Here is a 20,712-nt window from a genome sequence, read left to right as displayed (position 1 = left end):
TCCGCACACCGGCACGTCTCATTGCCGCCGCCAAACCGCGGGCGCAGCATGAATCCATGACCGTCCTTTGGATCTTCGTGTCCGCGGTCCTCGTCGTGCTCGCGATCACGACCGTCGTGGACATCGCGCAGCGCAGCTACTCAGGCTGGGCCAAGGCCGGCTGGATCACGCTCGTGGTGATCCTGCCGCTGCTGGGGTCGCTGGTGTACTGGGTCGTCCGCCCCACGCCGCCCGGCCAAGCCGAGAGGACCCACCTCGCCAACGCTGACCTGCACCGCACGCGCGGCGAGCAGCTGTAGAGCGCGCCATGGCATCCTCCAGCCTCGATCGCGCGCCGCGCATCGGCGACGCCGATCTTCCCCGGTTCCTCGAGCTGCTCTCCGGATCCGACAGCGTCGAGCTCAAGCTGACCGTCCCCGAGTCCGACCAGCGCTCCGCTGTCCAGGTGCTGGGGATGGACCCGATCGACGCCCAGATCCGCCAGGTCTTCTTCTTCGACACGCCTGACCTCGCGCTCGACCGCGCCGGTCTCGTGGTGCGCGGGCGCCGAACCCAGCGCAAGGGCGACGACTCCGTGGTGAAGCTGCGGCCGGTCCTGCCGGAGGAGCTTTCCGTCGCCCTGCGGCGGTCGGCGGGCTTCAACGTCGAGCTCGACGCGCTCCCCGGCGGCTTCGTGTGCTCGGCGTCGTTCAAGGGCCGGCCGACCACGGGGTTGGTCAAGACCGTCGCCGACGGCCAGGCGCCCGTCCACAAGCTGTTCTCCAAGGAGCAGCGGGCGTTCTTCCGCGCGCACGCGCCCGACGGGCTCGAGCTCGACGACCTCGTGGTCCTGGGCCCGATCCTCGTGTTGAAGCTGCGACTCGTGCCGGAGCGCCTCGGACGCCGGCTGGTTGCGGAGGTGTGGCTCTACCCCGATGACTCCCGCATCCTTGAGCTCTCGACCAAGTGCCCTCCCGAAGAGGCCTTCCGCACAGCGGCCGAGACCAGGGCCTGCCTCACGCAGTACGGCATCGACCTCAGCGGCGCGCAGGAGACCAAGACGCGCCGCGCACTTGATTTCTTCGCGGCGCGAGCGGGGGCGGCGACATGACCGGCCAGCCCCCACAGCGCCGGCGCCAGGCGCTCGCCGTGACGCTGATCGTCGTCGCATCGATGCTCGCGTTCCTGGCGATCTTCGCGATCTGGGTCAACCGGCAGGTGCTCAACACGGACAACTGGACGCGTACGAGCACCCAGCTGCTCGAGCAGCCCGTCATCCGCGACCAGGTCGCCGCGCGGCTGACCGACGAGCTGTTCGCGAGCGTCGATGTGCAGCAGGCGCTCCGCAACGTGCTTCCGCCACGCGCCGACGCGCTCGCCGGACCGGTCGCGAACGCGCTCCGGACGCAGGTCGAGAAGACGGCCCGCAAGGCGCTCGTGCGCCCCGACGTACAGGCGCGCTGGGCGGATGCCAACCGCACGGCTCACGAGCAGCTCCTCGCGGTCCTCGCGGGAGGGGGCAGCACCGTCTCCACCGACCACGGGCGGGTGGTACTCGACTTGAGACAGCTGCTCGCGCAGCTTCAGCAGCAGACCGGCGTCGGCGGCCGCCTGCGCAAGGTGCTTCCTGCCAGCGCGACGCGCATCACGCTGTTCCAGTCCCGGCAGCTCGAGTCGGCGCAGCGGGCGGTCCGCATCCTGCGGCCGCTTCCGGTCGTGCTGATCGTCGCTTCGCTGGGGCTGTTCGCGGCGGCGATCGCGGTCGCCCCCGGGTGGCGGCGGCGGGCGGTGCGCGCGTATGGCATCGGATTCATCGCCGCGGGCGCCGCCGCGCTGCTCGTGCGCCTGGTGGCGGGCGACCAGGTCGTCGGCTCGCTCTCGAAGACTGCCGCGGCCGAGCCGGCGATCCGCGAGGTCTGGACCATCGCGACCGCGCTACTCGTCGAGATCGCCGTGGCGACGCTCATCTACGGCGCCGTGATCGTGCTGGGCGCATGGGTTGCGGGCCCCACCGCCTGGGCGACCGCGGTCCGCCGTGTCGTCGCGCCGTACCTGCGGTCGCCGGCGATCGCCTACGCCGCGCTGGCCCTCGTGGTCGCGGGCTTGATCTGGTGGGAGCCGACGCCGGCATGGCGCAACGCGCCGATGCTCCTGATCCTGATCGCGCTGCTGGCGGCCGGCGTCGAAGGCCTGCGGCGCCAGGTCATCCGCGAGTTCCCGACGGCGACGCGCGAAGCCGCGGCGCGCCGGCGACGTGAGCGCTGGGAGCGCTTCTGGACGGCCAGCCGCCGGCGCGGCGCGACCGCCCGGGAGACGGCGTCGCGCGCAGTGCAGTCGAGCTCGAGCGCGCTGGCCGCAGGGCGAGAGTCCGCCGCGAGCCGGTTCTCCTCCTCGTCGTCATCGTCGGGCGACGCCCGGCTGGAGGAGCTCGAGCGGCTCGGCCGGCTGCGCCAGGCGGGAGTGCTCAACGACGACGAGCTCCGCGCGGAGAAGGAGCGCATCCTGCGCAACGGGCAGCAGCCGTCCGACGCCGATCAGCTGCCGGCGACGCAAAGCTGACGCGAGCGTCGCCGGCCCCTCGCGGCTCAATGAGCCGCGAGGGCCTGCTCCTTGATGGCCTGGAACTCAGACCGGTCGATCGCGCCCTTCTCGAGCAGCTCCTGCGCCTTGGCGATCTCGGTCGCCGCGCCGGCGCCGCCGCCGTTATCAACGGCGACCGCCCTGACGTGGTCGTCGAACTGACGCTGCGACACCTGAGCGCGCTCGAGGTTGCGCTCGGCGATGCCGTCGTGCTGGGCGATCAGATACGCCAGCACACCGATGAACGGGAGCACGATCATCAGGACGCACCAGGCCGCCTTGGCCCAGCCGCCGATGTCGCGCCGGCGGAAGACGTCGGTGAAGATGATGACGATCATCCAGATCCAGATCACCCACGTGAAGAAGATGATCATCGTCCAGAGGACGTCGAGGAAGGGATAGTCGGCGGCTAGCAGCATGTGGGCGCTCCCCTAGGCGGGATCGATATCGATCGGATTCTCCGGCCGCGTGATCGGCCCGCCAAGGCGGCACGCATCCCCACGTGGGTGGTGCCGCCATGACGGTCGCGTTCACCCACATCGGATGACGACGCCGCGGGCGTGACCGAGGAGCGTTCCGTGCGACCCGAAAGGAGGCCGCCATGGCCGTCGAACCCTCCGAGACACCAGTTCTCGACTTGCTGGCCGGCATGACCGCGCAGTCGTTCGAGGCGTCCAGCTTGGACCCGGCGACGCTGATGCTGGCGCGCATCGCCGCGCTCGTCGCCGTGGATGCGCCGCCGGCCTCGTATCTGATGAACCTCGGCGCCGCCACCGAGGCCGGCGTCGACGTCGAGCAGGTCCGGGGAGTCCTGACGGCGGTCGCGCCTATCGTCGGTACCGCGCGCGTCGCCTCGGCCACCGGCAACATCGTGCGAGCGCTGGGACTGGCGCTCGAGTCGGCCGAGCTCGACGAGTAAGCGTCACGCGGCGACGGGCGTGCGCGTCTCGGTCGCCGACTCGTGGCGCCGGCGCAGGGCGAGCAGGCGCTCGGTGAGCCAGGAGATCAGCGCGCTCAGGAGCATGCCCACGATGCCGTAGACGATCATGGCGAACAGCACCGAGGTGTCGAGCACGGAGTCGCCGTTGAGCTTGACCGGTTCGAAGATCCCCCGGAACGGTGCCATCACGCGCGCCAGGCTGCGGTAGACCCACTCCGCGAACGGCGCGTCGGGGTTCGCGCCGAACAGGAGCAGGAAGAAGCCGAGCACGAGGATGATCAGCGCGATCAGCACGAAGGCGTACACGAGGTAGCTGAGGCCGCGCGCGACCCGCACGGTTGTGATGGTTGCGTTCCCCATGCACCTATCGCAGCCGACCGCCCGCCGGCCCGCAAGGATGCGCGCTTCCCTCGCGCCCGGGAGGCGTGCAGGCGGCCGTGCGCGCAGTGGTGTGCGCGCCCCTCGCCTGGGCCGGTGAGCCTCCTTGGCCGCCGCCCCGGCCGCGGCCATGCTGGCGACACGTGAGCACGGAGACGGTACAGGCGCTCCACTCGGGCCGGAGGCGCCCCCGCGGCGCGGCCGCCGAGCCTACGGTGCGGCAGGACGCCGGGCCGCCGCGGCTGCCCGCCGGCATCGTGCCGCGCGCCGCCCTCGTGCGCCGGCTGCTGGCCTGCCGGGACGCGCCGGTCGCGACCATCGTGGCGCCGGCCGGCTACGGCAAGACCGCGCTGCTCGCGGAATGGGCGTTGCGCGACGGCCGTCCGTTCTCCTGGTCTGCGCTCGACGGCGGCGACGGCGCGGCCGCGACGGTGCGCTCGATCGAAGCGGCGGCCGCGTCCGGGGCGCCGCAGGTGATCGTGCTCGACGACGCCGCGCTCGCGCCCGCCGACGCGGTCGCCGACATCCTCCAGGCGGCGGCCCGGCTGCCGCGCGGCGTGATGCTGGCGGTGGCCTCGCGCGGCGATCTCCCGGCACCGATCGGCCGGCTGCGAGCCCACCGCCTGATGCTCGAGATCACGCGGCGCGACCTCGCCATGGGCCGGCTCGAAGCGGCGATGCTGCTCGATGGTGCCGGACTGCGATTGGATGCCGAGCAGGTCGATCTCCTGCTCGCGCGCACCGAGGGCTGGCCGGCCGCGCTCTATCTCGCCGCCCTCTCGGTCGCCGATGCCTCCGACGCCGGAGCGGCCATCGCCGGGTTCGACGGCGCGGACCGGTTCGTCGCCGAGTACGTGCAGGGCGAGCTGCTGGCCCAGCTTGCGCCGTCCCAGCGCACGTTGCTGCGCCGCAGCTCGATCCTGGACACGCTGTCGGCCCCGCTCTGCGACGCGGTCGCCGGAGCCCGCGGCTCGGCCGCCGCGATCGAGCAGCTCCTGCACGCAGGCCTGCCGGTCGAGCGGGTCGACCGGCAGGGGACGGTGTTCCGATGCCACCCGCTGCTCGTACAGGCTCTTCGGGCCGAGCTCGCCCGGGTGGAGCCCGGGCTCGACCGCACATTGCATCGCCGCGCCGCCGTCTGGCTTGCCCGCGAACGGGAGCCGGGCGCGGCGATCCATCATGCGATCGCCTCCCGGGACGCGCGCCTGGCGGGCTCCTTGATGTGGTCGCTCGCGCCCGCCTACGCCCTCGATGGCCGCGAGACCACGCTGGCCGAGTGGCTGCGGTGCTTGATGGCGCGCGAGATCGTCGCGCACGCGCCGCTCGCGCTCACCGCCGCCGTCTGCCACGTCGCGCAAGGGCGGCGCATCGAGGCGCTGCGCGCGGTCGAAGCCGCGGAGCGGGCGCTGCAGGAGCTTCCGAGTGCCCCGGGGTGGGTGGCCGCAACCGCGCTCCTGCGCGCGGGCATCGCGCGCCACGGCATGCGGCAGATGGCCGACGACGCCGCACGCGCATGCGAGCAGGCACCGCCGGGCGGCGCGTGGCAATCGCTGGGACTGCTCCTCGGCGGCATCGCACAGCAGCTGGCCGGGGACGTCGGGGCGGCCCGCGATGCGCTCGAAGAAGCCGCAGTCCGGACCGATGGCCGGGTCGCGGCCGTCGCCGCGGTGGCACATGCCCAGCTCGCGCTGGTCGCGGCCGACCTGGCCGACTGGGACGAGGCGGAGCGCCAAGCGCAGGCCGCGTCGGCGTCGCTGTCCGGGAACGGTGCGCCGCGCCCGGTGCACGCGCTGATCCTCGCCGTGACGGCCGTCGTCGCGGCCAATCGCGGAGAGACCGAGCGAGCGAGCCGCGACGCCGCCGGCTCGCTGCGGCTGGTCCTGCCGCGGGCGGACTTCCCGCCATGGCTGCTCGCCGAGACGCACGTGTGGCTCGCTCGCGCCGAGATCCGCCTCAGCGATGGACCCACCGCCCGGATGCTCCTCGGTCATGCCGCCCGGCTTCAGGCCCAGGTACCCGACGCGCCGCTGCTCGCTCGCTGGGTGCACGACGGCTGGGCCCGCGCGGACGCCTTCGCCGCCAGCGCGGGCGGCGACGGGCCCGCGCTCACGAACGCCGAGCTGCGCGTGCTCAGGCTGCTCGAGAGCTGCATGTCGTTCCGCGAGATCGGCGAGCGCCTGCACGTGTCGCCCAACACGGTCAAGACGCAGGCGCTTGCGGTCTATCGCAAGCTGAACGTCTCGTGCCGGTCCGATGCCGTGTCGCGCGGCCGCGTCGCGGGCCTGATCGGCGGCTGACGGACGGCGCGGCGCCGCTCCTGCACGTACACGACCACCGTTCCCGCGAGGCGGTCGTGCAGCGCGCGGCGCCGGCCGTCGACGAGGATCAGCAGGAACCCCGCGCACAACGGCAGCGCGGAGAGCGGCAGGGCCAGGGCGCGCAGCGCGGCGCGGCCCGCGTGCACCGGTCGCCCGGTGGACGCCTCCCGCACGGCGATGCCGAGCAGCCGGTTGCCGGGGGTCTGGCCGCTCGCCGACCAGAAGAAGACGAAGTAGGCCAACGTCCATGCCAGCGCCGCCACGGCTCCGATCGCCGCGATCACGCTCGTCACCTGCTGCGGGATCTCGAGCAGCGACAGGCAGAGCGCGATGACGGCGCCCACGAACCAGGCGACGGCGTTGATGATGGCCGCGTCGGCCGCGAACGCCAGCGTCCGGGTGGCGAGTCCCGCGTAGAGCGGCGAAGCGACGCCCGCCCCGCCCTCGCTGCGCGCATCCGCCGTCATGTCGCCGACGGCGCCTCGCCGGCGCCGGGTCGCGGCCGGCGGCGCAGCAGCCGCCGGGCGGCGCGTTCGAGCCGGACGTCCGCCGTGCGCGATCGCTCGCGGATCTCGCCGGTCACCTGGTCGGCGAACCCCGCGCCCTGCTGCGTGATGGCCTCGGACACCGCCGGGCTCTGCGCGATGTCGTCGATGAGGGTCCACATCGCCTCGCTGGTGCGCATCCGCCGGACGACGTCGTCGGCGATCCGGGCGGCGGCTTCGTCGACGACGCGGCTCTCGACCACGCGCGTGATCATCCGCTCCATCCCCGGGCTTTCGAGCGCTGCCGTCAGGAGCTGCTCGGCCCGCGGGCTCTCGAGCACCAGCTCGACGATCCGCTCGAGCTCCGGCCCTTCGAGCAGCCGCGCCGCCAGCTGCTCGGCGATGCCGCCCGCGAGCAGGCGGTCCGCGATGAGCTGCGCTCCACCGGCGACGTCGAGGCCATCGAGGGTGCGATCGAACACGCCTTCGGCCATGACCTCCTGCGTCACGCGCTCGACGACCTCGAAGCGCACGAGATCGCGCGTGATCACGCCGACGAGCCGGCCGCCCAGCGCATGGTCGACGGCGCGCTCGGCGGCGTCGCTGTCCAGCAGGCGCGCGACGGCCTCGTCGGTGTAGACGGACGTCAGCGCCCCGTCGAGCAGGACGAGCGTCCGGCGGCCGACCTCGGAAGCGAGCTGCCGCCGCGCCCCGCGCTCGACCCGGCGCGCGGCGGCCCAGGCGCCGGCGGCCGGGCGGGTGGCGAGGGTACCGGTGGCCAGGCCCGCCGCTGCGAGTCGCATGACCGCGCCGGGGATGCGCGTGGACGGCATCGACCCGCTCAACTGTTCAGCAGCTTGTGCTTCTCGGCTTCGAACTCCTCATCGGTGAGGATGCCGTCGTCGCGCAGCGTCGCGAGCTCGCGGAGCTTCGCGACGCGATCGGGGCCGGCCGGAGCCGGGGGCGGCGCGGCCTCTGGCGGAGCGTCGTAGTACTCCTCCTGAGCGCCCCAGCGTCTCGCCTGCCGGCGCGACACGCGATTGCTGACGGCGGTGGCGGTGCCGGCGACGACGGCGGTGCGGGCGACGCCGCGGAGCAGTCCGGGCATGGTGACTTCCTTTCGTCTCAGTGAGCGGCCTCGACGACGTCGAGCGAAGCGAGGAGTTCGTCGGCGGGGATGCGCCCGGTCGCGACGAGCTGCCCGCCGGAGCGGCGCAGCGCCGCGGCGATCGGCGCGATGAAGCGGTTCTCCCACACCAGCACGGCCGCCGTGGTGCCGGGGGCGAGCGCGGACGCCGCCTCTTCGAGATCCTCGGTGCTGAGCAGCCCGGACGACGCGCCCTCGAATTGCATGAAGGCGTCGTCGTTGGAGAACGACCCCAGGTCCAGCGTCCTGGTGGTGCCGTCCTCGTCCCTGGCGAGGAACGCGATGTCGAGGATGCGGATGATGCCGTGCTCGACCAGGTCGATGATCATCGGCGCCGCTTCGCCGCTCGGCCCCCCGGTCGGCCACTCGAGCACCACGTAGTCGATCGGGCCGAGCTCCTCGAGCATGTCTTGCGTCATCGTTGCCTCCTTCGTCGGGAGGCTGACGATCCGCCGCCGGCGGTCCCGCCGCATCATCCCATCGGGGTGAGGCAGGGCCGTGCGTCGCGTGGTGACCTCGATGCATGTCCGAAGACCGGCACCCCGTGCTCGTGGCCTACGACGGATCCGCCGAGTCCCAAGCCGCGGTCGAGGCCGCGGCGGAGCTCTTCCCGGACCACCGGCTGGTCGTCGTCAGCGTGTGGGAGCCGGGCCTCGCGATGGCGATGGTCTCGACCACCGACATCACCGGCGCCGGCTATGTCGTGCCGACGCCGGAGCAGATGGCGCGGGTGGACGGAGCACAGCGCGACCGCGCCACCGGCGCCGCCGAGTCCGGCGCGCAGCTCGCCCGCGACCGCGGAGTTGCGGCGGAGGCGCTTCCCGTAGCGGACGAGAAGGACGTCGTGGACACGATCGCCGCGATCGCCCGGCGACTCGATGCAAGCGCCGTCGTCGTCGGATCGCGAGGCCTCGGAGCGTTCAAGTCGGGCCTGTTCGGTTCGACGTCGCGCGGGCTGCTGCGGCGCCTCGAGCGTCCCGTGTTGGTCGTCAAGGCGCCGGAGTAACCGACCAGGAGGAACTCGAATGTGCCGCTGGAACGCCTACTTCGGCCAGCCGCTCGTGATGGAGGAGTTGCTGTTCCGCACCGAGCACGGTCTCATCGACCAGAGCCGGCACGCGCGCATGGGAGTCGAGACCACGAACGGCGACGGATTCGGCCTCGGCTGGTACTCGTCCGGCGACCGCCGGCGTCCTCGGCGCTATCGCAACATCTCCCCGGCGTGGAGCGACGCCAACCTGCGCGACCTCGCCGCCCACATCGAGTCGCCGCTGTTCCTCGCCCACATCCGCGCGACGACCGGGACGCCCGTCCAGCAGACCAACTGCCACCCCTTCCGCCATGGGCGCTGGCTGTTCGTCCACAACGGCGCGATCAACGGCTTCCATGAGATCCGGCGCGATCTGCTGCTGCAGGTCGACCGGGAGCTCTTCGAGGGCATCGTCGGCTCGACCGATTCGGAGGTGCTCTTCTACCTCGCGCTGTCGTGCGGCCTCGAAGAGGATCCGATCGGCGCCGTCGAGTGCGCGGTCGGCCGGATCGAGGCGGCGGCCGAGGCCCACGGGATCGAGAACGCGGTCCAGATGACGCTGGGCTTCAGCGACGGCGAGCGGCTGTGGGCCGTGCGCTACTCCACGGAGGGGCACTCGCGGACGCTGTTCGTCTCCGCCGACCGCGAGACCGTGCAGTCGCTGCACCCGGACAACCCCCGCTTCGCGCGTCTGACCGACGAGGACCGCATCATCGTCTCCGAGCCGCTCTCGGACCTGCCCGGCGTCTGGGTCGAGGTCCCGGAGTCGACGGCGTTGATCGTGCAGCCCGGCGAGGACGAGCGGCGGCCGTTCCATCCCCAGGCGCCGGCTGTCGAGCACATCGCCGCGGCGACGTAGAGATGCGATGACGAAGACGGAGCCGTCTCGCCCGGAGGAGGACCACCAGATCCGCTCCGACGAGCTGACCGGCGTCTTCGCCGTGCGCGCGTGGATCTTCGACCTCGGCGTGACCTCCTGGCTGCTGGTCGGGATCACGCTGCTCGCGGTCGCCGTGGTGTGGCTGCTCTCGCTCACGCACGCGATCGTCTTCCCCGTGGTCACCGCGGCGATCCTCGCCTCCGTCCTCTCTCCCGTGATCGGCGCGATGCAGCGACGCGGTCTCCCGCGCAGCGCGGCCGCCGCGATCGTCCTGCTCGGCGCGATCGCGCTCGCAGTGCTGCTCACCGTGGTCATCCTCGCGGGGATCGGCAGCCAGTCCGCCGAGCTCCGGGACGACCTCCACGCGGCGGCCGGCACGCTCCGCGGCTGGCTGCAGGACGCCGGCGTCGACGCCGACCATGCGGCGCGTGCGCAGGCCGATGGGAGCACCGCGGTCGGCGACGCGTTCCACACGCTGCTCACCGGACTGGCCGGCGGACTCGGCGCGCTCGCGTCGCTCGCCGTGTTCCTCTCCTTCACGGCGCTGAGCCTGTTCTTCCTGCTCAAGGATGGACCGCTCATCCGCGCGTGGACGGAGCGCCACATGGGCGTCCCACGGTCGGTCGCGCACGCGATCACAGGACGGACGCTGCAGTCGCTGCGCGGATACTTCGCCGGGGTCACGGCGGTTGCGGTTTTCAATGGCGTGGTGATCGGCCTCAGCGCCGTGGTGCTCGGGGTCCCGCGCGCCGGCTCGATCGCGATCGTGAACTTCGTCACCGCCTACATCCCGTACCTCGGCGCCTGGTCGGCCGGCGCCTTCACCGTCCTGATCGCCCTCGGCTCGAAGGGATCGGGGACCGCGCTCGCGATGGCGGTGATCTCGCTGCTCGCCAACGGGGCGCTGCAGCAGCTGATCCAGCCGCTCGCATACGGCGCCGCGCTCGACATGCATCCCCTCGGCATCCTCATCGTGACGATCGCCGCCGGCAGCCTGTTCGGCGCGATCGGGCTCATTCTCGCGGCGCCGCTCACCTCCGCGGCGCTACGCGTCTCCGCCGACGTCGCGCGCGCCCGCGCGCCGGATCAGCCGGTCGCGACCGGCCGGGGAGCCGAGGTCGCCGCCGGCGGCCCCTGAAGCGCCCGGCGCCAGCTCCACAGCAGCTCGTGCACCGCGGCGGCGCCGACGATCGGACCCGACGGCGGCGCGAACATGGCCGGAGCGAGGATGAACGCCCGCGTCTGCGGCCCACCGAGGCCCCCGTGGAACGAGATCAGCTCCTCGAAGGCGCAGCCCTCGTCCAGGACGGGGTTGTAGAAGCTGCCGACCATGATGTCCGCGACGTGCTCGAAGCCGTCGGTCCGCCGCAGGTGCGTGGCAGCCGTGGCCCCGAACGGCGCAAGCGGATCGCTTCCGTCGATGCGGCGCTCGTCGAGGTAGTTGGCGCCGGCCTCGCCGAGGACGACGGCGCCGTGCTCGCCCGAGTGGACGAGAAGCCAGCCGACATGCGGATGGTCCCGGAGCGCGCCGAGGAGCCGCGGATGGCGCTCCTCGATCTCCTCGAGGGTCAGGCGCCGCCGGCGCTCCATCAGGTAGACGAGGCCGAGATTGCCCGAGCCGAGGACCACGACGTCCCGGTCGGAGACGTCGTTCTTCGAGCGTCTGGCCGGCGGGTGCCCGGTCGCCTCGTCGACCGCATGCCGGATCATCGCGTTCTGCTCGTCGCCGCCCGCGACGCCCGTCACGACGCCGCCGCCTAGCGACCGCTCGACCAACTCGTCGAGACCGTATCCGTTGCGCTGCCTGAACGTCGCGCCCTGCGTCTGCCCGTGATCGGACAACACGACGATCTCGTACGGCCGCGGCGCGAACCGCCTCGCGCGAGCGATGCGCGCGAACTGCTGGTCGAGCTTGCGCAGCGCCTCCAGGGTGTCGGCCCGCTGGAGACCCGAGTGGTGCGCGACCTCGTCGTAGCTCGCGAACGTCGCGTAGACGGCCGGCCGGCCGCGCATCATGTCGGTCAGCACGGCGAAGACGATGAGGTCGCGGATGACGACGCACATCGCGGCCCGCATGAGCGGATACGTCCCTCCCCTGTGCCCGCGCGGACGGACGTTCCGCCGCGCGGCGCGGAGCGAGGCCGAGAGCTCGAGCGCGAGCTCCCAGCCGAACAGCACGAGCGCGCGCGTGACGTTGAACCCGTTCGCGAAGAAGGCCCGGTATCCGGGGTTGGCACGCCGCTCCTCGTCCATCCGGCTGACGGTGAGGACCGTCTCGCGGGCCTCGCCGGACAGCAGGTTGCCCCGGCTCGTCCCGCCGTCGACGAGCAGCCCGCGCCCGGTCGCGCAGCGCCGCTCGATCGCAGCGCAGTCGCCCGGCGATGAGCAGGCGACCAGCCTCCCCGTGTCCTTCTCGACCCAGCGGAACGCCGGGATGTCGTCGTTGGACCCCAGCAGGATGCCGGCCTGGCTGGCCCCCGTCTGCGACGAGAGGTCGGTCTCCCACTCGAGCAGGCGATAGCCGTCCTCGGCGACCCATCTCGCCAGCGTCGGCGCGCTGCCGTCGCGCATCGCGTCGCGCAGAACGGTGAGTGCGAGGCCGTCGATCTCGAGGAACAAGATCCCGGGGACGTCCGTACGGTCCGACGTGCCCTGGCGACGCGCGATGCGCCGTGTCACGCGCAGCGCGTATTCATCGTCGTCGTTGGTCCCGAGCGCGATCTGGAGGCAGAGGCTCACGGCGGAGACCGTCAGCGCGGCGAGCAGCGCGTCGCCGAACGTGTCGATCCGGATGTCGTCCGGAAGCGCGTGGGCAGCCAGCTGCAGCACGAGCGCGTCGCCGGCGAGCGCGAGCAGGAAGCCGGCGGCGACGGTGAAGGGCAGGCGGAGCGCGGCGAGCAGCGGCGGAAGCAGCGCGTTCAGGACCGCGACGGCCGCCGCGACCGCGAACGCCGCGCGGGAACCTGTCAGCGCGACGCCCGGGAGGAGCCAGGAGGCCGCCCCAACCGCTGCGGCGCCGATCGCCCAGGAGAGCACAAGCCGTCCGATCCGCAAGCGCGGGATCTCGGGCTGCCAGCGAGGCTGCTGCCCCCAGGGCGGAGCTGAGGGGGCCGGCGTCTTCATGCGATCGGATTCCAGACTCTCGAATGGTGAGCGAATGACACCGTAATGCCTCCGCGCCCGGTGCCCCGCACGGTGGTGTGCGTGTGCCGCGTTCCGTAGCACTCCTGAGCGCTCGGAGGTAGTGTCGGTTCATGTCGATCCGCATCGCGCTCGGCGATGACAGCCTGATCGTCCGGGAAGGGGTTCGTCAACTGCTCGCCGGCGACCCGCAGATGGAGATCACGGCGACCGTCGGCGACGTGGCCGCGTTGCGCGAAGCGTGCGACCGGGACCCTCCCGACGTGGTGGTGACGGACATCCGGATGCCGCCGACCAACACCGACGAGGGGATCAGGCTGGCGACCGAGCTGCGCGACAAGCACCCGGAGATAGGCGTCGTCGTGCTCAGTCAGTTCTCTGACCCCATCTACGCGCTCGCCCTGCTCGACAGGGGCTCCGACCGCCGCGCCTACCTGCTCAAGGAGCGCCTGCACAACCGCGCGGAGCTGACCGCCGCCATCCGCGCCGTCCATGAGGGGGGCTCGATGATCGATCCCAAGATCGTCGAGACGCTGGTCCACGCGCGGACGCAGGCCGCATCGTCGCCGCTCAACGAGCTGACGGCCCGCGAGCGCGAGGTGCTCGGCGAGATCGCCCAGGGGAAGAGCAATACGGCGATCGCCGAGTCGCTCTTCTTGACCAAGCGCGCCGTGGAGAAGCACATCAATGCGATCTTCATGAAGCTCGGCCTCGCGGATTCGCAGGACGCCAGCAAGCGCGTCAAGGCGACGCTCATGCTCCTGGCCAACGGCGGCGCCGAGCCGTACGAGACGGTCTGAGTCGCTCCTAGGCGGCAGAGAAGGCGTCCTTGCAGTCAGCGGTGATGCGCTTGAGCTGCGAGACCACCGCCGCCGCCTGGTCGCGCACGTTGCCGCCGCTCGTCAGACCGCTGAGCGTGGACACATAGGCCCTCGCACAGCCGGCCGCCACGCCGGCCTTCGACTCCGCCACGCGCTGTTGCGCGTCCGCTTTCGCCGCCTGCGCGTTCGCCTTCGCGGTCTCGCCCTTCGCCGCGATCGCGTCCTGCGCGGCTGCGCCCGCATCCTTGGCGGCCTGCGCCCCGGCGTCCGTCGCGCTCTTGATCTGCTGCTCGGCGGCGGCAAGGTCCGCGTTCGTCGCGCCGATCTGCGCTGCGAGCGCCCCGATGACCGAGGTGATCGCCGCGCGCGCCGCGCCGCCGTCCTGTGCGCTCTGGTCGACCTGCGCCTGCAGCCGGTCGACGTCGCTGCGGGCGCTGTCCAGGTCGGACTGGGTCTTGAGCCCCCAGACCAGCAGGCCCACGGCGATGACCGCGAGCGCCACGCTGACCCACAGCCATGGGCTGCGGCGCTTATGGGCCGGCTCGCTGCCGGCCGGCTGTGGCTCGACCGTGGTCATGCCACCATGCTCATGCGTCGCCCGCGCTCGAGCCATCGTGCCCGCGCGTGCGCGACGGTGGTGCGCGCATGTCGCCGCCCGGCGATCATCCGCTTCGGGTGATGCAGCCGCCCGAGAGCGTCTGGACGCTGGACCGGCCATGGAGCTCGAGATGGCAGCGCGTGCCGCGACGGCGAACGGATCCAGCGTCCTCTTGGTGGCGTACGTCGCCTTCGTCTGGTGCTCGGCGGTGGGTTCGGCGGTCGCCCTCGCGGTTCGGGGCCGGCGCGCGGAGCTGCGCCGGCTTCGCCGCTGCCCGCGGTGCGCGCAGCGCGCCGTGCGCGCCGTCGAGACCTTCAGCGTCGACGCGATCTTCGTGGAGGTTCGGATCGAATGCGGGCAATGTGGCATCGCCCGGCGCCTCGTCGTCGCCCGCGGCGACCTGTGCGACCTCGTCCGCAGGCTCGAGCGAGACCGGCGCGCGATCGGCGGCTACGCCGTGGTCATGACGCGCGCCCGGACGCGAAGCGACTTCGAAGGCTTCATGCGCGAGCTCCGCGACGACATCGTCGGCGCGGACGACTTCATGGCGCTGACGGGCCCGCGGTCATGACGGGCCGAGCGCCTCGGCATGCGAGATCAGCGCCGCGGTGGTCTCGCTCGCCCCGCGCGGCAGGATGAGCACCGGGCAGGCGGCCTGCTCGGCGACCTTGCGCGACACGCTGCCGAGGATCGTCGCGCGCCGCGGGCCGTGCGCCCGCGAGCCCATGACGAGCAGGTCGACGTGCCGGGATGCCGCGATGAGCCCGTCGGCGGGGTCGTTGTAGAGGATGTCCACCTCGGCGTCGACGCCGTGCGCCATCTCGGCCAGCGCCTGCTTGAGCCCCAGCTGCTCGGCCATGCCGTGGCGCGCCTCAGCCGCCTGGTCGGGATCGACGTCGCGATGCTGCTCCGCGAGCATTCCGTGCCCCTGTTCGGTCGCAAGCTTGGGATCGAGCACCGCGAGGGCGCGGAGCTTGACCGAGCCCGAGCGGGCCAGCGCGGCGGCGGACCGCAGTGCCTCACGGCCCTCGGGCGTCGGCACGAACGCCGCGCCGATCACCCGCACGCCCTCCTCAGGACGACGGTAGCCCTGCGGCACGACCGCGACCGGGCATGCGGCCGAGTGGATCACCCGCTCGACGTTGGTGCCCAACAGCGCCGAGCCGGCCGCGCCGCGGTGCGTGGAGCCGAGCGCGATCATCTGCGGCGCCAGCTCCTTGAGCGCCGCGGTCAGACCGCCGCCGACCGTGCGCGCCTCGCGCACAACCACCTCGGCGGCGACGTGGCGGCGCTGCAGCTCGACGCGGAGATGCTTGATCGCGGCCCCGTCGTCGTCGATGTCTCCCGCGAGCCGGCGCACGAGCGGGCCTCCCTGCCGGATGGCGAGGATGGTGAGGGGCGCGCCGGTGATCCTGCTCGCCGCGATGCCGAACTCGACCGGCTCCCGGCCGGGGGAGCGCGGGCTGAACGCGGCGAGGATCGGCGCCTGACGAGCGTCTTCGGTCATGCCACGACGCTAATCGCCGGCGTGGTGGAGCCATCACCTCAACCGGGTGATGTCCGGCTGCATCCGTGCCGCCACCATGCCGCGACGATCACCTCTCGAAGGAGTCCACCATGACCTCAGCAGTCTCTCCGGGCGCCGGAACCGCGGCGGCCGGCTCATCGGGCGTTCGCGCCGTCGAGCGCGAGATCGGCCGCTACTGGTGGCTGTGGCTGGTCACCGGCGTCGCCTGGGTGTTCGCCGCGCTGGTCATCCTGCAGTTCGATGCGGCCTCGATCACGACGATCGGGATCATCGTCGGCTGCATGTTCGTGTTCGCGGGCGCCCAGCAGCTGGTGCTCGCCACGCTTGCGGATCGACTGCGCTGGCTGTGGGCGATCGTCGGCGTGCTGTTCCTGGTGTTCGGCGTGGTCTGCTTCGCGAACCCTGAGAACACGTTCGCCGGCCTGGCCGATCTCCTCGGGTTCCTGTTCCTCACCGTCGGCGTCTGGTGGATCATCTCCGCCTTCCTCCAGCAGTCGGACAACCCCGTGTGGTGGCTCGGCCTCATCAGCGGCATCCTCATGTGCATGCTGGCCTTCTGGACGGCCGGCCAGTTCTTCCTCGAAAAGGCCTACACGCTGCTGGTCTTCGCCGGGATCTGGGCGCTGATGCACGGCGTCACCGACATCGTCCGCGCGTTCAGGGTGCGGATGGCGCGCGATCTGAGCTGAGCACCGGGGTCTCCGGCGGTGGTGCGCGCACCATGCTCGGCACGCGCGGGATGCTCACTCCCCCCGATGACACGTGTACGCCGCCTCGCCCACCGCCTTGCACGGTGGGAGCCTGATGTGCAGGCGCGGACGGGTACGACGTCCGTACGGGAATGTCGATCGTGATGGAAGGACCGAGGATGTACACGCTCACGGTGTGGCGATCGCCGGCTCCCCAGGACGCGGAGGCGCACGTGCTGCCTCGGCTCGAGCAGCTTGTGGGCGACGGCGTGGCCGTCGTGGAGGACGCCGCGCTCGTGAGCTGGCCGGCCGGCCGGCGGAAGCCCTCGACGCGCGAGCTCGGGAGCCTCTCCGGACCCGGGAGCCTCTGGGGCGGGTTCTGGGGAGTCCTGCTCGCCCTGGTCTTCCTCACGCCGATCGCCGGGCCCGCGTTCGGCGCCGCCGCCGGCGCGATTGCCGGCTCGCTCTCGGACTTCGGCGTCGAGGACGACTTCGTCATGCGTGTCCGAGAGCAGGTGACACCCGGTTCATCGGCCGTCTTCGTCCTTGCCACCGCAACCGCGGCGGAGCGCCTCGCGGCCGAGCTCGACGGGCTCGCCATCACGACGGTGCGCTCTGAGCTCTCCGACGAGCAGGAGCACCGTCTACGCGACGTGCTGGCGGAGGAGTCCTCGCGTTCCTGACGTCAGGCGAGCGGGATCGCGCCGCTGATCCGCGTTCCACGCCCCGGCGCGGAATCGATCGTGAGCCGCCCACCCACCGCCTCGATGCGATCGCGCATGTTGCGCAACCCGCCGCTGAACGCTCCGGCAGGGGGTACGAACCCGGCGCCGTCGTCGTGGACCTCGAACCGCAGCCGGTCGGCCTGCCGGAGCGAGACCCACAGACCGGTCGCGCCTCGCGCGTGCTTGCAGGCGTTCTGCGCCGCCTCGAGGCACGTGAAGTAGACCGCGGTCTCGACCTCCGGCGGTTGCCGGGACAAGCCGCTGATCGCGAGGTGCATCGGAAGCGGGACATCCGAGGCCATGCCGCGCACCGCGTCCGCCAGGCCGCGGTCGCTGAGCAGCGACGGATAGACCCCATGCGCCAGCGAGCGCAGCTCGTCGAGGGCCAGCTCGACATCGGTGCCCAGCTGGTGGAACGCCTTCGCGCCATCGGCGGGATCGTCCGCGGAGAGCTCCTCGGCGAGCGAGAGCTTGATCCGGAGTCCGATCAACCGCTGTTGCGCCCCGTCGTGCAGATCGCGCTCGATCCGCGACCGCTCGAGATCGGCGGCGCGGGCGATGCGCTTGCGCGACTCCTCCAGATCGCTGAGCGAGCTCGCGAGCCTGCTCACCAGCTGCGCGTTCCGGAAGCTGGCGAGGACGATCGCGCACACGGCCGCGACGAGCTCCTCGTCCTCGTCGAGCGCCGGGTCGTGCACCAAGGCGCCGACCGGTCCGGACTCGTCCTCGATCATCGTCACCGCCAGCCCGCGCTCAGCGGCCTCCGCCAGGGACGTCGTGCGACCGGACGAGTCGCGCCACCGGTCCCGGGTCCCGTCCCGCGCGAGCACATCGAGGCGTGGGTCGTCGAGCGTGGCCGCGAGCCTCGCGCGGAGCTCCCGCGGTTCGGTGCCTTCCGTCAGCGCGGGGCTGAGGCGCGAGAGCGTATGACCGAGCGTCATGCTGCGGCGCAGCAGCCCGACCAGGAATCCCGCGGCCAGCCCCGGGATGCTGAGCGCCCAGATCAAGCCCAGGGAGGTGGTGAGCTCGCCGTTCGACGTCGCACGCCGGACGACGAGGTAGACGATGAGGCTGGCGACCGACGCGATGCTCGCGACCAGCACCGGCGCGACGGTGCGTCCGCGGACCGGGCCGGCGATACGCCACCGCAGCGCTAGCGACACGCTCACGCCGGTGAGCAGAGCGACCGCGATCGCTTCGCGCAGCGGCCTGACGACGTCCTCCATCAGCGCCGGCTGGGAATCGAGGACGAGGAACGCGTTGGGCGGGCAGTGCGCGTCGCAGCTCGCCCACGGCGTGTGCGTCGGGTACGCCTCGACCAACAGGGCGGAGCCGGCATAGAGGACGATGACGAGCACGCAGACCGCACCGAACAACCGGCGGTCGAGGGCGCGGGCGATACGCCCCCCAGGGAACGTGAGCATCAGGTAGACGAGCAGCGGGAAGATGGCCCAAGCCGACACCCGGCCGACGCTGTACGGCAGGCTGTCGCTCGATTCGCCCAGCGAAGTGAGCGACCACACGAGCCCGGCGCCCATGATGAGGAAGCCGAAGCCTGCCGTGTGCGGCGACCGGATCGCGTACAGGCCCGTCAGCACCGGGAGGCCGACGATCAAGGCCTCGAGCAGCGATCGCGACACCACCTGATCGGGCGGTGCGTTCGTGGCGATCACGACGATGCCGCCGGCGCCGAGGGCGATCACCAAGACGGCGAAGGATGCCGACATGAGGCGCCGCCAGCGGCGGTGGAGCTCAGGCGGCTTGGTGGTGACCGAGCGCGCGTTCATGCGTTGGCGCCGGACGCTGCCGGCAGGGGCACGGTCGCGAGCGGCACCACCGACTCTACCGGTGCGCCGCACCCGCGACCAGTGGGTCCACGTACGCCGATCACCGGCGGCGGTGGGCCACCCATAGCCCGCGAAGCAGCCGCGGCGTCAGCCAATGCTTGCGCAGCAGCGCCGCGGCGCCGCAGCCACTCGCCAGGCCGGACAGCCGGCGCGGCTCGTCGCTGGAGACCAGCACTACCACCCGCGCGCGATCGTCGCGGGTGAGGAGACGCGAGACCTCGATCCCGCCCACGGTCGGGAGCCGGACATCGAGGATGACGACGTCGGGATCGGCCGCACGCACGACTTCCAACGCCGTGGCGCCGTCCTCCGCTTCGCCGACGAGCTCGAAGCGGGGCGTGCGCTCGATGATCGCCCGGGCGGCCTCCCGGAACACCGCCTGATCGTCCACCGTCACGACCCGGACCTGCCGCGCCGGCCCGCGAATTGTCGGCGACGGTTGCATCTGAGTCCTCTCATCGTCGGCGACGGCCCGGCTCTATGCGAGGGTGCGCGCACCATCAGCAGGAGACGCGCATACCCCATTGCCCGGGGCCTTGGCGCGGAACAGACTGCCCGGCAACCGGACTCGAAGGAGGGCAGAGATGAGCTCACTCGTGGCCATCGCGTATCCCGACGCCGCGACGGCGGAGCAGGTGCGAAGCGAGCTGATGCAGATGGCGACCGAGCATCTGGTGCAGTTGGAGGATGCGGTCGTGGTCGAGCACCAGCCGGACGGCAAGATCAAGCTGCACCAGGCGATGAAGCCGGCGACCGCCGGCGCCGCGGGAGGCGCCCTGTGGGGAGGCCTGATCGGGCTGCTGTTCCTCGCGCCGCTGTTCGGCATGGCGATCGGAGCCGCGTCCGGCGCCGTCGCCGGGAAGTTCGCCGACGCCGGTGTGGACGACAAGTTCATGAAGACTCTCGGCACGAAGATGCCCGCGGGCGGCGCGGCGCTGATCATGCTCGGCCGCAGCAATGCGCCCGAGCGGGTCATCGATCGCGTCAAGTCGTACGGCGGCGAGGTCATCCAGACGTCGCTCACCGACGAAGAGGAGGAGCGCCTGCGCTCCGCCCTCGGCGAGCCGGTTCCCACCTAGGCTAGGCATTGAACGGACGACCGCACCGCCCGGCACAGCCCGGGCGGTGCTCGTTCGCCGTCGCCGCCGGACACCGAGCTTCACGCCAGTCGGGCGCCGGCCCGATGCGCTTCGCCGATCGCCTCGGCCAGCCGTCGCAGGCCGAGCGCGTACGGAGGACACCAGCCATCCGGGCGAGTTCGGGGATGCAGGCGCCGGTCCTGCAGGTCGGCGATCTTGACCACCCGCGCCAGCTGTCCGGACCGCCCAAACGAGCGCGCGATCAGCTCGACATGCGCGAGGTAGGCGAGATCCGAGCGCGAGTGCGTCGGCCGGTTCAGCAGCCGGATGGCGCGCAGCTCCTCGCCGCTGAGCCCGGCCATCAGGAGCTCCTGCTCGCTCACGTCGGGACGCTCGAGCACCTCGTGCAGCCAGCCCACGACCTGTGCGTCAGGCGGGACCAGGCGCGCCACGCGCCGGATGTGCCACAGCAGCGGGGTGCCGTCATCCTCGGCGTCGTCCGCATGCAGCCGCTCTGCGATCGCTCGTGCGTGCGCCGAATCCATGG

General features: G+C 72.2%; 25 protein-coding genes. 13 read left to right on the top strand and 12 right to left on the bottom strand.

The features are described 5' to 3' along the window. The first annotated feature begins 56 nt into the window (after nucleotides 1-56). The 3 genes from H958_RS40180 to H958_RS0124910 are packed head-to-tail and all read left to right on the top strand — an operon-like array spanning nucleotide 57 to nucleotide 2,538. Nucleotides 57-299 (top strand): PLDc N-terminal domain-containing protein, encoded by a 243-nt coding sequence (locus H958_RS40180; protein WP_051324784.1) that lies wholly within the window; start codon nucleotides 57-59, stop codon nucleotides 297-299. Between the two features lie 8 nt (nucleotides 300-307). Then, on the top strand, nucleotides 308-1,090 hold the full coding sequence (locus H958_RS0124915) for a hypothetical protein (RefSeq protein WP_028060636.1): 783 nt from the start codon (nucleotides 308-310) through the stop codon (nucleotides 1,088-1,090). Then, nucleotides 1,087-2,538, top strand: coding sequence for an SHOCT domain-containing protein (locus H958_RS0124910; RefSeq protein ID WP_028060635.1), 1,452 nt, complete (start codon nucleotides 1,087-1,089; stop codon nucleotides 2,536-2,538). Before H958_RS0124915 ends, H958_RS0124910 begins: the two co-directional genes overlap by 4 nt. A 26-nt stretch (nucleotides 2,539-2,564) precedes the next feature. On the opposite strand, the gene H958_RS0124905 is transcribed toward H958_RS0124910, so the two are convergent. Next, nucleotides 2,565-2,978: an SHOCT domain-containing protein gene (locus tag H958_RS0124905; RefSeq protein WP_028060634.1), complete on the bottom strand. Its 414-nt coding sequence runs from the start codon at nucleotides 2,976-2,978 to the stop codon at nucleotides 2,565-2,567. 182 nt (nucleotides 2,979-3,160) lie between these two features. Between H958_RS0124905 and H958_RS0124900 the strand changes: the two genes are divergently transcribed. Continuing rightward, nucleotides 3,161-3,478: a carboxymuconolactone decarboxylase family protein gene (locus tag H958_RS0124900; RefSeq protein ID WP_028060633.1), complete on the top strand. Its 318-nt coding sequence runs from the start codon at nucleotides 3,161-3,163 to the stop codon at nucleotides 3,476-3,478. Between the two features lie 3 nt (nucleotides 3,479-3,481). Here the strand turns inward: H958_RS0124900 and H958_RS40175 are convergent, their stop codons facing one another. Further along, complete coding sequence (locus tag H958_RS40175; protein ID WP_037411442.1) at nucleotides 3,482-3,835, bottom strand: YggT family protein; 354 nt, start codon at nucleotides 3,833-3,835, stop codon at nucleotides 3,482-3,484. 185 nt (nucleotides 3,836-4,020) lie between these two features. On the opposite strand from H958_RS40175, the gene H958_RS0124890 reads away from it, so the two are divergent. Then, nucleotides 4,021-6,174: a LuxR C-terminal-related transcriptional regulator gene (locus H958_RS0124890; RefSeq protein WP_037411441.1), complete on the top strand. Its 2,154-nt coding sequence runs from the start codon at nucleotides 4,021-4,023 to the stop codon at nucleotides 6,172-6,174. Here the strand turns inward: H958_RS0124890 and H958_RS44020 are convergent. From H958_RS44020 to H958_RS0124870, 4 genes are read right to left on the bottom strand one after another with little or no spacing between them, the layout of a single operon-like run. Then, the gene (locus H958_RS44020; RefSeq protein WP_051324783.1) at nucleotides 6,099-6,662 is read right to left on the bottom strand and encodes an RDD family protein; all 564 of its coding nucleotides are present in this window, start codon (nucleotides 6,660-6,662) and stop codon (nucleotides 6,099-6,101) included. The two genes, H958_RS0124890 and H958_RS44020, sit on opposite strands and share 76 nt — an antisense overlap. Continuing rightward, nucleotides 6,659-7,525 carry a hypothetical protein gene (locus H958_RS0124880; RefSeq protein WP_028060631.1) on the bottom strand — a complete coding sequence of 289 codons (867 nt, stop codon included), beginning with the start codon at nucleotides 7,523-7,525 and terminating at the stop codon, nucleotides 6,659-6,661. Before H958_RS0124880 ends, H958_RS44020 begins: the two co-directional genes overlap by 4 nt. Further along, on the bottom strand, nucleotides 7,522-7,788 hold the full coding sequence (locus tag H958_RS0124875; protein WP_028060630.1) for an SHOCT domain-containing protein: 267 nt from the start codon (nucleotides 7,786-7,788) through the stop codon (nucleotides 7,522-7,524). Before H958_RS0124875 ends, H958_RS0124880 begins: the two co-directional genes overlap by 4 nt. A gap of 17 nt (nucleotides 7,789-7,805) precedes the next feature. Further along, nucleotides 7,806-8,246, bottom strand: a complete 441-nt coding sequence (locus H958_RS0124870; RefSeq protein WP_028060629.1) for a DUF6325 family protein — start codon at nucleotides 8,244-8,246, stop codon at nucleotides 7,806-7,808. A gap of 104 nt (nucleotides 8,247-8,350) precedes the next feature. Between H958_RS0124870 and H958_RS40165 the strand changes: the two genes are divergently transcribed. The 3 genes from H958_RS40165 to H958_RS0124855 are packed head-to-tail and all read left to right on the top strand — an operon-like array spanning nucleotide 8,351 to nucleotide 10,875. Next, complete coding sequence (locus H958_RS40165) at nucleotides 8,351-8,833, top strand: universal stress protein (protein WP_051324782.1); 483 nt, start codon at nucleotides 8,351-8,353, stop codon at nucleotides 8,831-8,833. 19 nt (nucleotides 8,834-8,852) lie between these two features. Next, complete coding sequence (locus tag H958_RS0124860; protein WP_028060628.1) at nucleotides 8,853-9,716, top strand: class II glutamine amidotransferase; 864 nt, start codon at nucleotides 8,853-8,855, stop codon at nucleotides 9,714-9,716. Nucleotides 9,717-9,723: 7 nt separating this feature from the next. Beyond that, nucleotides 9,724-10,875 (top strand): AI-2E family transporter, encoded by a 1,152-nt coding sequence (locus tag H958_RS0124855; protein ID WP_028060627.1) that lies wholly within the window; start codon nucleotides 9,724-9,726, stop codon nucleotides 10,873-10,875. Here H958_RS0124855 and H958_RS40160 read toward each other — a convergent pair. Continuing rightward, nucleotides 10,824-12,791, bottom strand: coding sequence for a phage holin family protein (locus H958_RS40160; RefSeq protein ID WP_051324781.1), 1,968 nt, complete (start codon nucleotides 12,789-12,791; stop codon nucleotides 10,824-10,826). The two genes, H958_RS0124855 and H958_RS40160, sit on opposite strands and share 52 nt — an antisense overlap. A gap of 200 nt (nucleotides 12,792-12,991) precedes the next feature. Between H958_RS40160 and H958_RS0124845 the strand changes: the two genes are divergently transcribed. After that, nucleotides 12,992-13,678, top strand: a complete 687-nt coding sequence (locus H958_RS0124845; protein ID WP_028060626.1) for a LuxR C-terminal-related transcriptional regulator — start codon at nucleotides 12,992-12,994, stop codon at nucleotides 13,676-13,678. Between the two features lie 7 nt (nucleotides 13,679-13,685). On the opposite strand, the gene H958_RS0124840 is transcribed toward H958_RS0124845, so the two are convergent. After that, the gene (locus H958_RS0124840) at nucleotides 13,686-14,201 is read right to left on the bottom strand and encodes a hypothetical protein (protein ID WP_156028263.1); all 516 of its coding nucleotides are present in this window, start codon (nucleotides 14,199-14,201) and stop codon (nucleotides 13,686-13,688) included. 214 nt (nucleotides 14,202-14,415) lie between these two features. Here H958_RS0124840 and H958_RS0124835 point away from each other — a divergent pair, with 214 nt between their 5' ends. Next, a complete protein-coding gene (locus H958_RS0124835; protein WP_028060624.1) occupies nucleotides 14,416-14,868 on the top strand; it encodes a hypothetical protein in 453 nt (150 codons plus the stop codon). On the opposite strand, the gene H958_RS0124830 is transcribed toward H958_RS0124835, so the two are convergent. After that, the gene (locus H958_RS0124830; protein ID WP_028060623.1) at nucleotides 14,863-15,804 is read right to left on the bottom strand and encodes a universal stress protein; all 942 of its coding nucleotides are present in this window, start codon (nucleotides 15,802-15,804) and stop codon (nucleotides 14,863-14,865) included. The genes H958_RS0124835 and H958_RS0124830 overlap by 6 nt on opposite strands. Before the next feature lie 110 nt (nucleotides 15,805-15,914). On the opposite strand from H958_RS0124830, the gene H958_RS40155 reads away from it, so the two are divergent. Both H958_RS40155 and H958_RS0124820 read left to right on the top strand, forming a co-directional pair. Then, nucleotides 15,915-16,514: an HdeD family acid-resistance protein gene (locus H958_RS40155; RefSeq protein WP_051324780.1), complete on the top strand. Its 600-nt coding sequence runs from the start codon at nucleotides 15,915-15,917 to the stop codon at nucleotides 16,512-16,514. A 179-nt stretch (nucleotides 16,515-16,693) separates the two neighbouring features. Beyond that, a complete protein-coding gene (locus H958_RS0124820) occupies nucleotides 16,694-17,197 on the top strand; it encodes a DUF1269 domain-containing protein (protein ID WP_028060622.1) in 504 nt (167 codons plus the stop codon). A gap of 2 nt (nucleotides 17,198-17,199) precedes the next feature. Here the strand turns inward: H958_RS0124820 and H958_RS0124815 are convergent, their stop codons facing one another. Continuing rightward, the gene (locus H958_RS0124815) at nucleotides 17,200-19,026 is read right to left on the bottom strand and encodes a sensor histidine kinase (protein WP_028060621.1); all 1,827 of its coding nucleotides are present in this window, start codon (nucleotides 19,024-19,026) and stop codon (nucleotides 17,200-17,202) included. A gap of 100 nt (nucleotides 19,027-19,126) precedes the next feature. After that, the gene (locus H958_RS40150) at nucleotides 19,127-19,483 is read right to left on the bottom strand and encodes a response regulator (protein ID WP_051324779.1); all 357 of its coding nucleotides are present in this window, start codon (nucleotides 19,481-19,483) and stop codon (nucleotides 19,127-19,129) included. Nucleotides 19,484-19,670: 187 nt separating this feature from the next. On the opposite strand from H958_RS40150, the gene H958_RS0124805 reads away from it, so the two are divergent. Then, nucleotides 19,671-20,165: a DUF1269 domain-containing protein gene (locus H958_RS0124805; RefSeq protein WP_028060620.1), complete on the top strand. Its 495-nt coding sequence runs from the start codon at nucleotides 19,671-19,673 to the stop codon at nucleotides 20,163-20,165. A gap of 80 nt (nucleotides 20,166-20,245) precedes the next feature. Here the strand turns inward: H958_RS0124805 and H958_RS0124800 are convergent, their stop codons facing one another. Beyond that, the gene (locus H958_RS0124800; RefSeq protein ID WP_028060619.1) at nucleotides 20,246-20,710 is read right to left on the bottom strand and encodes a hypothetical protein; all 465 of its coding nucleotides are present in this window, start codon (nucleotides 20,708-20,710) and stop codon (nucleotides 20,246-20,248) included. Between the last annotated feature and the right edge of the window lie 2 nt (nucleotides 20,711-20,712).

It is taken from the genome of Candidatus Solirubrobacter pratensis, assembly GCF_000425945.1.
GTDB classification, from domain to species: domain Bacteria; phylum Actinomycetota; class Thermoleophilia; order Solirubrobacterales; family Solirubrobacteraceae; genus Solirubrobacter; species Solirubrobacter pratensis.
The sequence above is the reverse complement of the archived record's forward strand: the minus strand, read 5'-3'. Positions and strand labels throughout refer to the sequence as shown.

Coding starts and splice junctions, on each gene's coding strand:
- H958_RS40180 (WP_051324784.1), top strand. CDS start 57: ATGACCGTCCTTTGGATCTTCGTGTCCGCGGTCCTCGTCGTGCTCGCG.
- H958_RS0124915 (WP_028060636.1), top strand. CDS start 308: ATGGCATCCTCCAGCCTCGATCGCGCGCCGCGCATCGGCGACGCCGAT.
- H958_RS0124910 (WP_028060635.1), top strand. CDS start 1,087: ATGACCGGCCAGCCCCCACAGCGCCGGCGCCAGGCGCTCGCCGTGACG.
- H958_RS0124905 (WP_028060634.1), bottom strand. CDS start 2,978: ATGCTGCTAGCCGCCGACTATCCCTTCCTCGACGTCCTCTGGACGATG.
- H958_RS0124900 (WP_028060633.1), top strand. CDS start 3,161: ATGGCCGTCGAACCCTCCGAGACACCAGTTCTCGACTTGCTGGCCGGC.
- H958_RS44020 (WP_051324783.1), bottom strand. CDS start 6,662: ATGACGGCGGATGCGCGCAGCGAGGGCGGGGCGGGCGTCGCTTCGCCG.
- H958_RS0124875 (WP_028060630.1), bottom strand. CDS start 7,788: ATGCCCGGACTGCTCCGCGGCGTCGCCCGCACCGCCGTCGTCGCCGGC.
- H958_RS0124870 (WP_028060629.1), bottom strand. CDS start 8,246: ATGACGCAAGACATGCTCGAGGAGCTCGGCCCGATCGACTACGTGGTG.
- H958_RS40165 (WP_051324782.1), top strand. CDS start 8,351: ATGTCCGAAGACCGGCACCCCGTGCTCGTGGCCTACGACGGATCCGCC.
- H958_RS0124860 (WP_028060628.1), top strand. CDS start 8,853: ATGTGCCGCTGGAACGCCTACTTCGGCCAGCCGCTCGTGATGGAGGAG.
- H958_RS0124855 (WP_028060627.1), top strand. CDS start 9,724: ATGACGAAGACGGAGCCGTCTCGCCCGGAGGAGGACCACCAGATCCGC.
- H958_RS0124845 (WP_028060626.1), top strand. CDS start 12,992: ATGTCGATCCGCATCGCGCTCGGCGATGACAGCCTGATCGTCCGGGAA.
- H958_RS0124835 (WP_028060624.1), top strand. CDS start 14,416: ATGGAGCTCGAGATGGCAGCGCGTGCCGCGACGGCGAACGGATCCAGC.
- H958_RS0124830 (WP_028060623.1), bottom strand. CDS start 15,804: ATGACCGAAGACGCTCGTCAGGCGCCGATCCTCGCCGCGTTCAGCCCG.
- H958_RS40155 (WP_051324780.1), top strand. CDS start 15,915: ATGACCTCAGCAGTCTCTCCGGGCGCCGGAACCGCGGCGGCCGGCTCA.
- H958_RS0124820 (WP_028060622.1), top strand. CDS start 16,694: ATGTACACGCTCACGGTGTGGCGATCGCCGGCTCCCCAGGACGCGGAG.
- H958_RS0124815 (WP_028060621.1), bottom strand. CDS start 19,026: ATGAACGCGCGCTCGGTCACCACCAAGCCGCCTGAGCTCCACCGCCGC.
- H958_RS0124805 (WP_028060620.1), top strand. CDS start 19,671: ATGAGCTCACTCGTGGCCATCGCGTATCCCGACGCCGCGACGGCGGAG.
- H958_RS0124800 (WP_028060619.1), bottom strand. CDS start 20,710: ATGGATTCGGCGCACGCACGAGCGATCGCAGAGCGGCTGCATGCGGAC.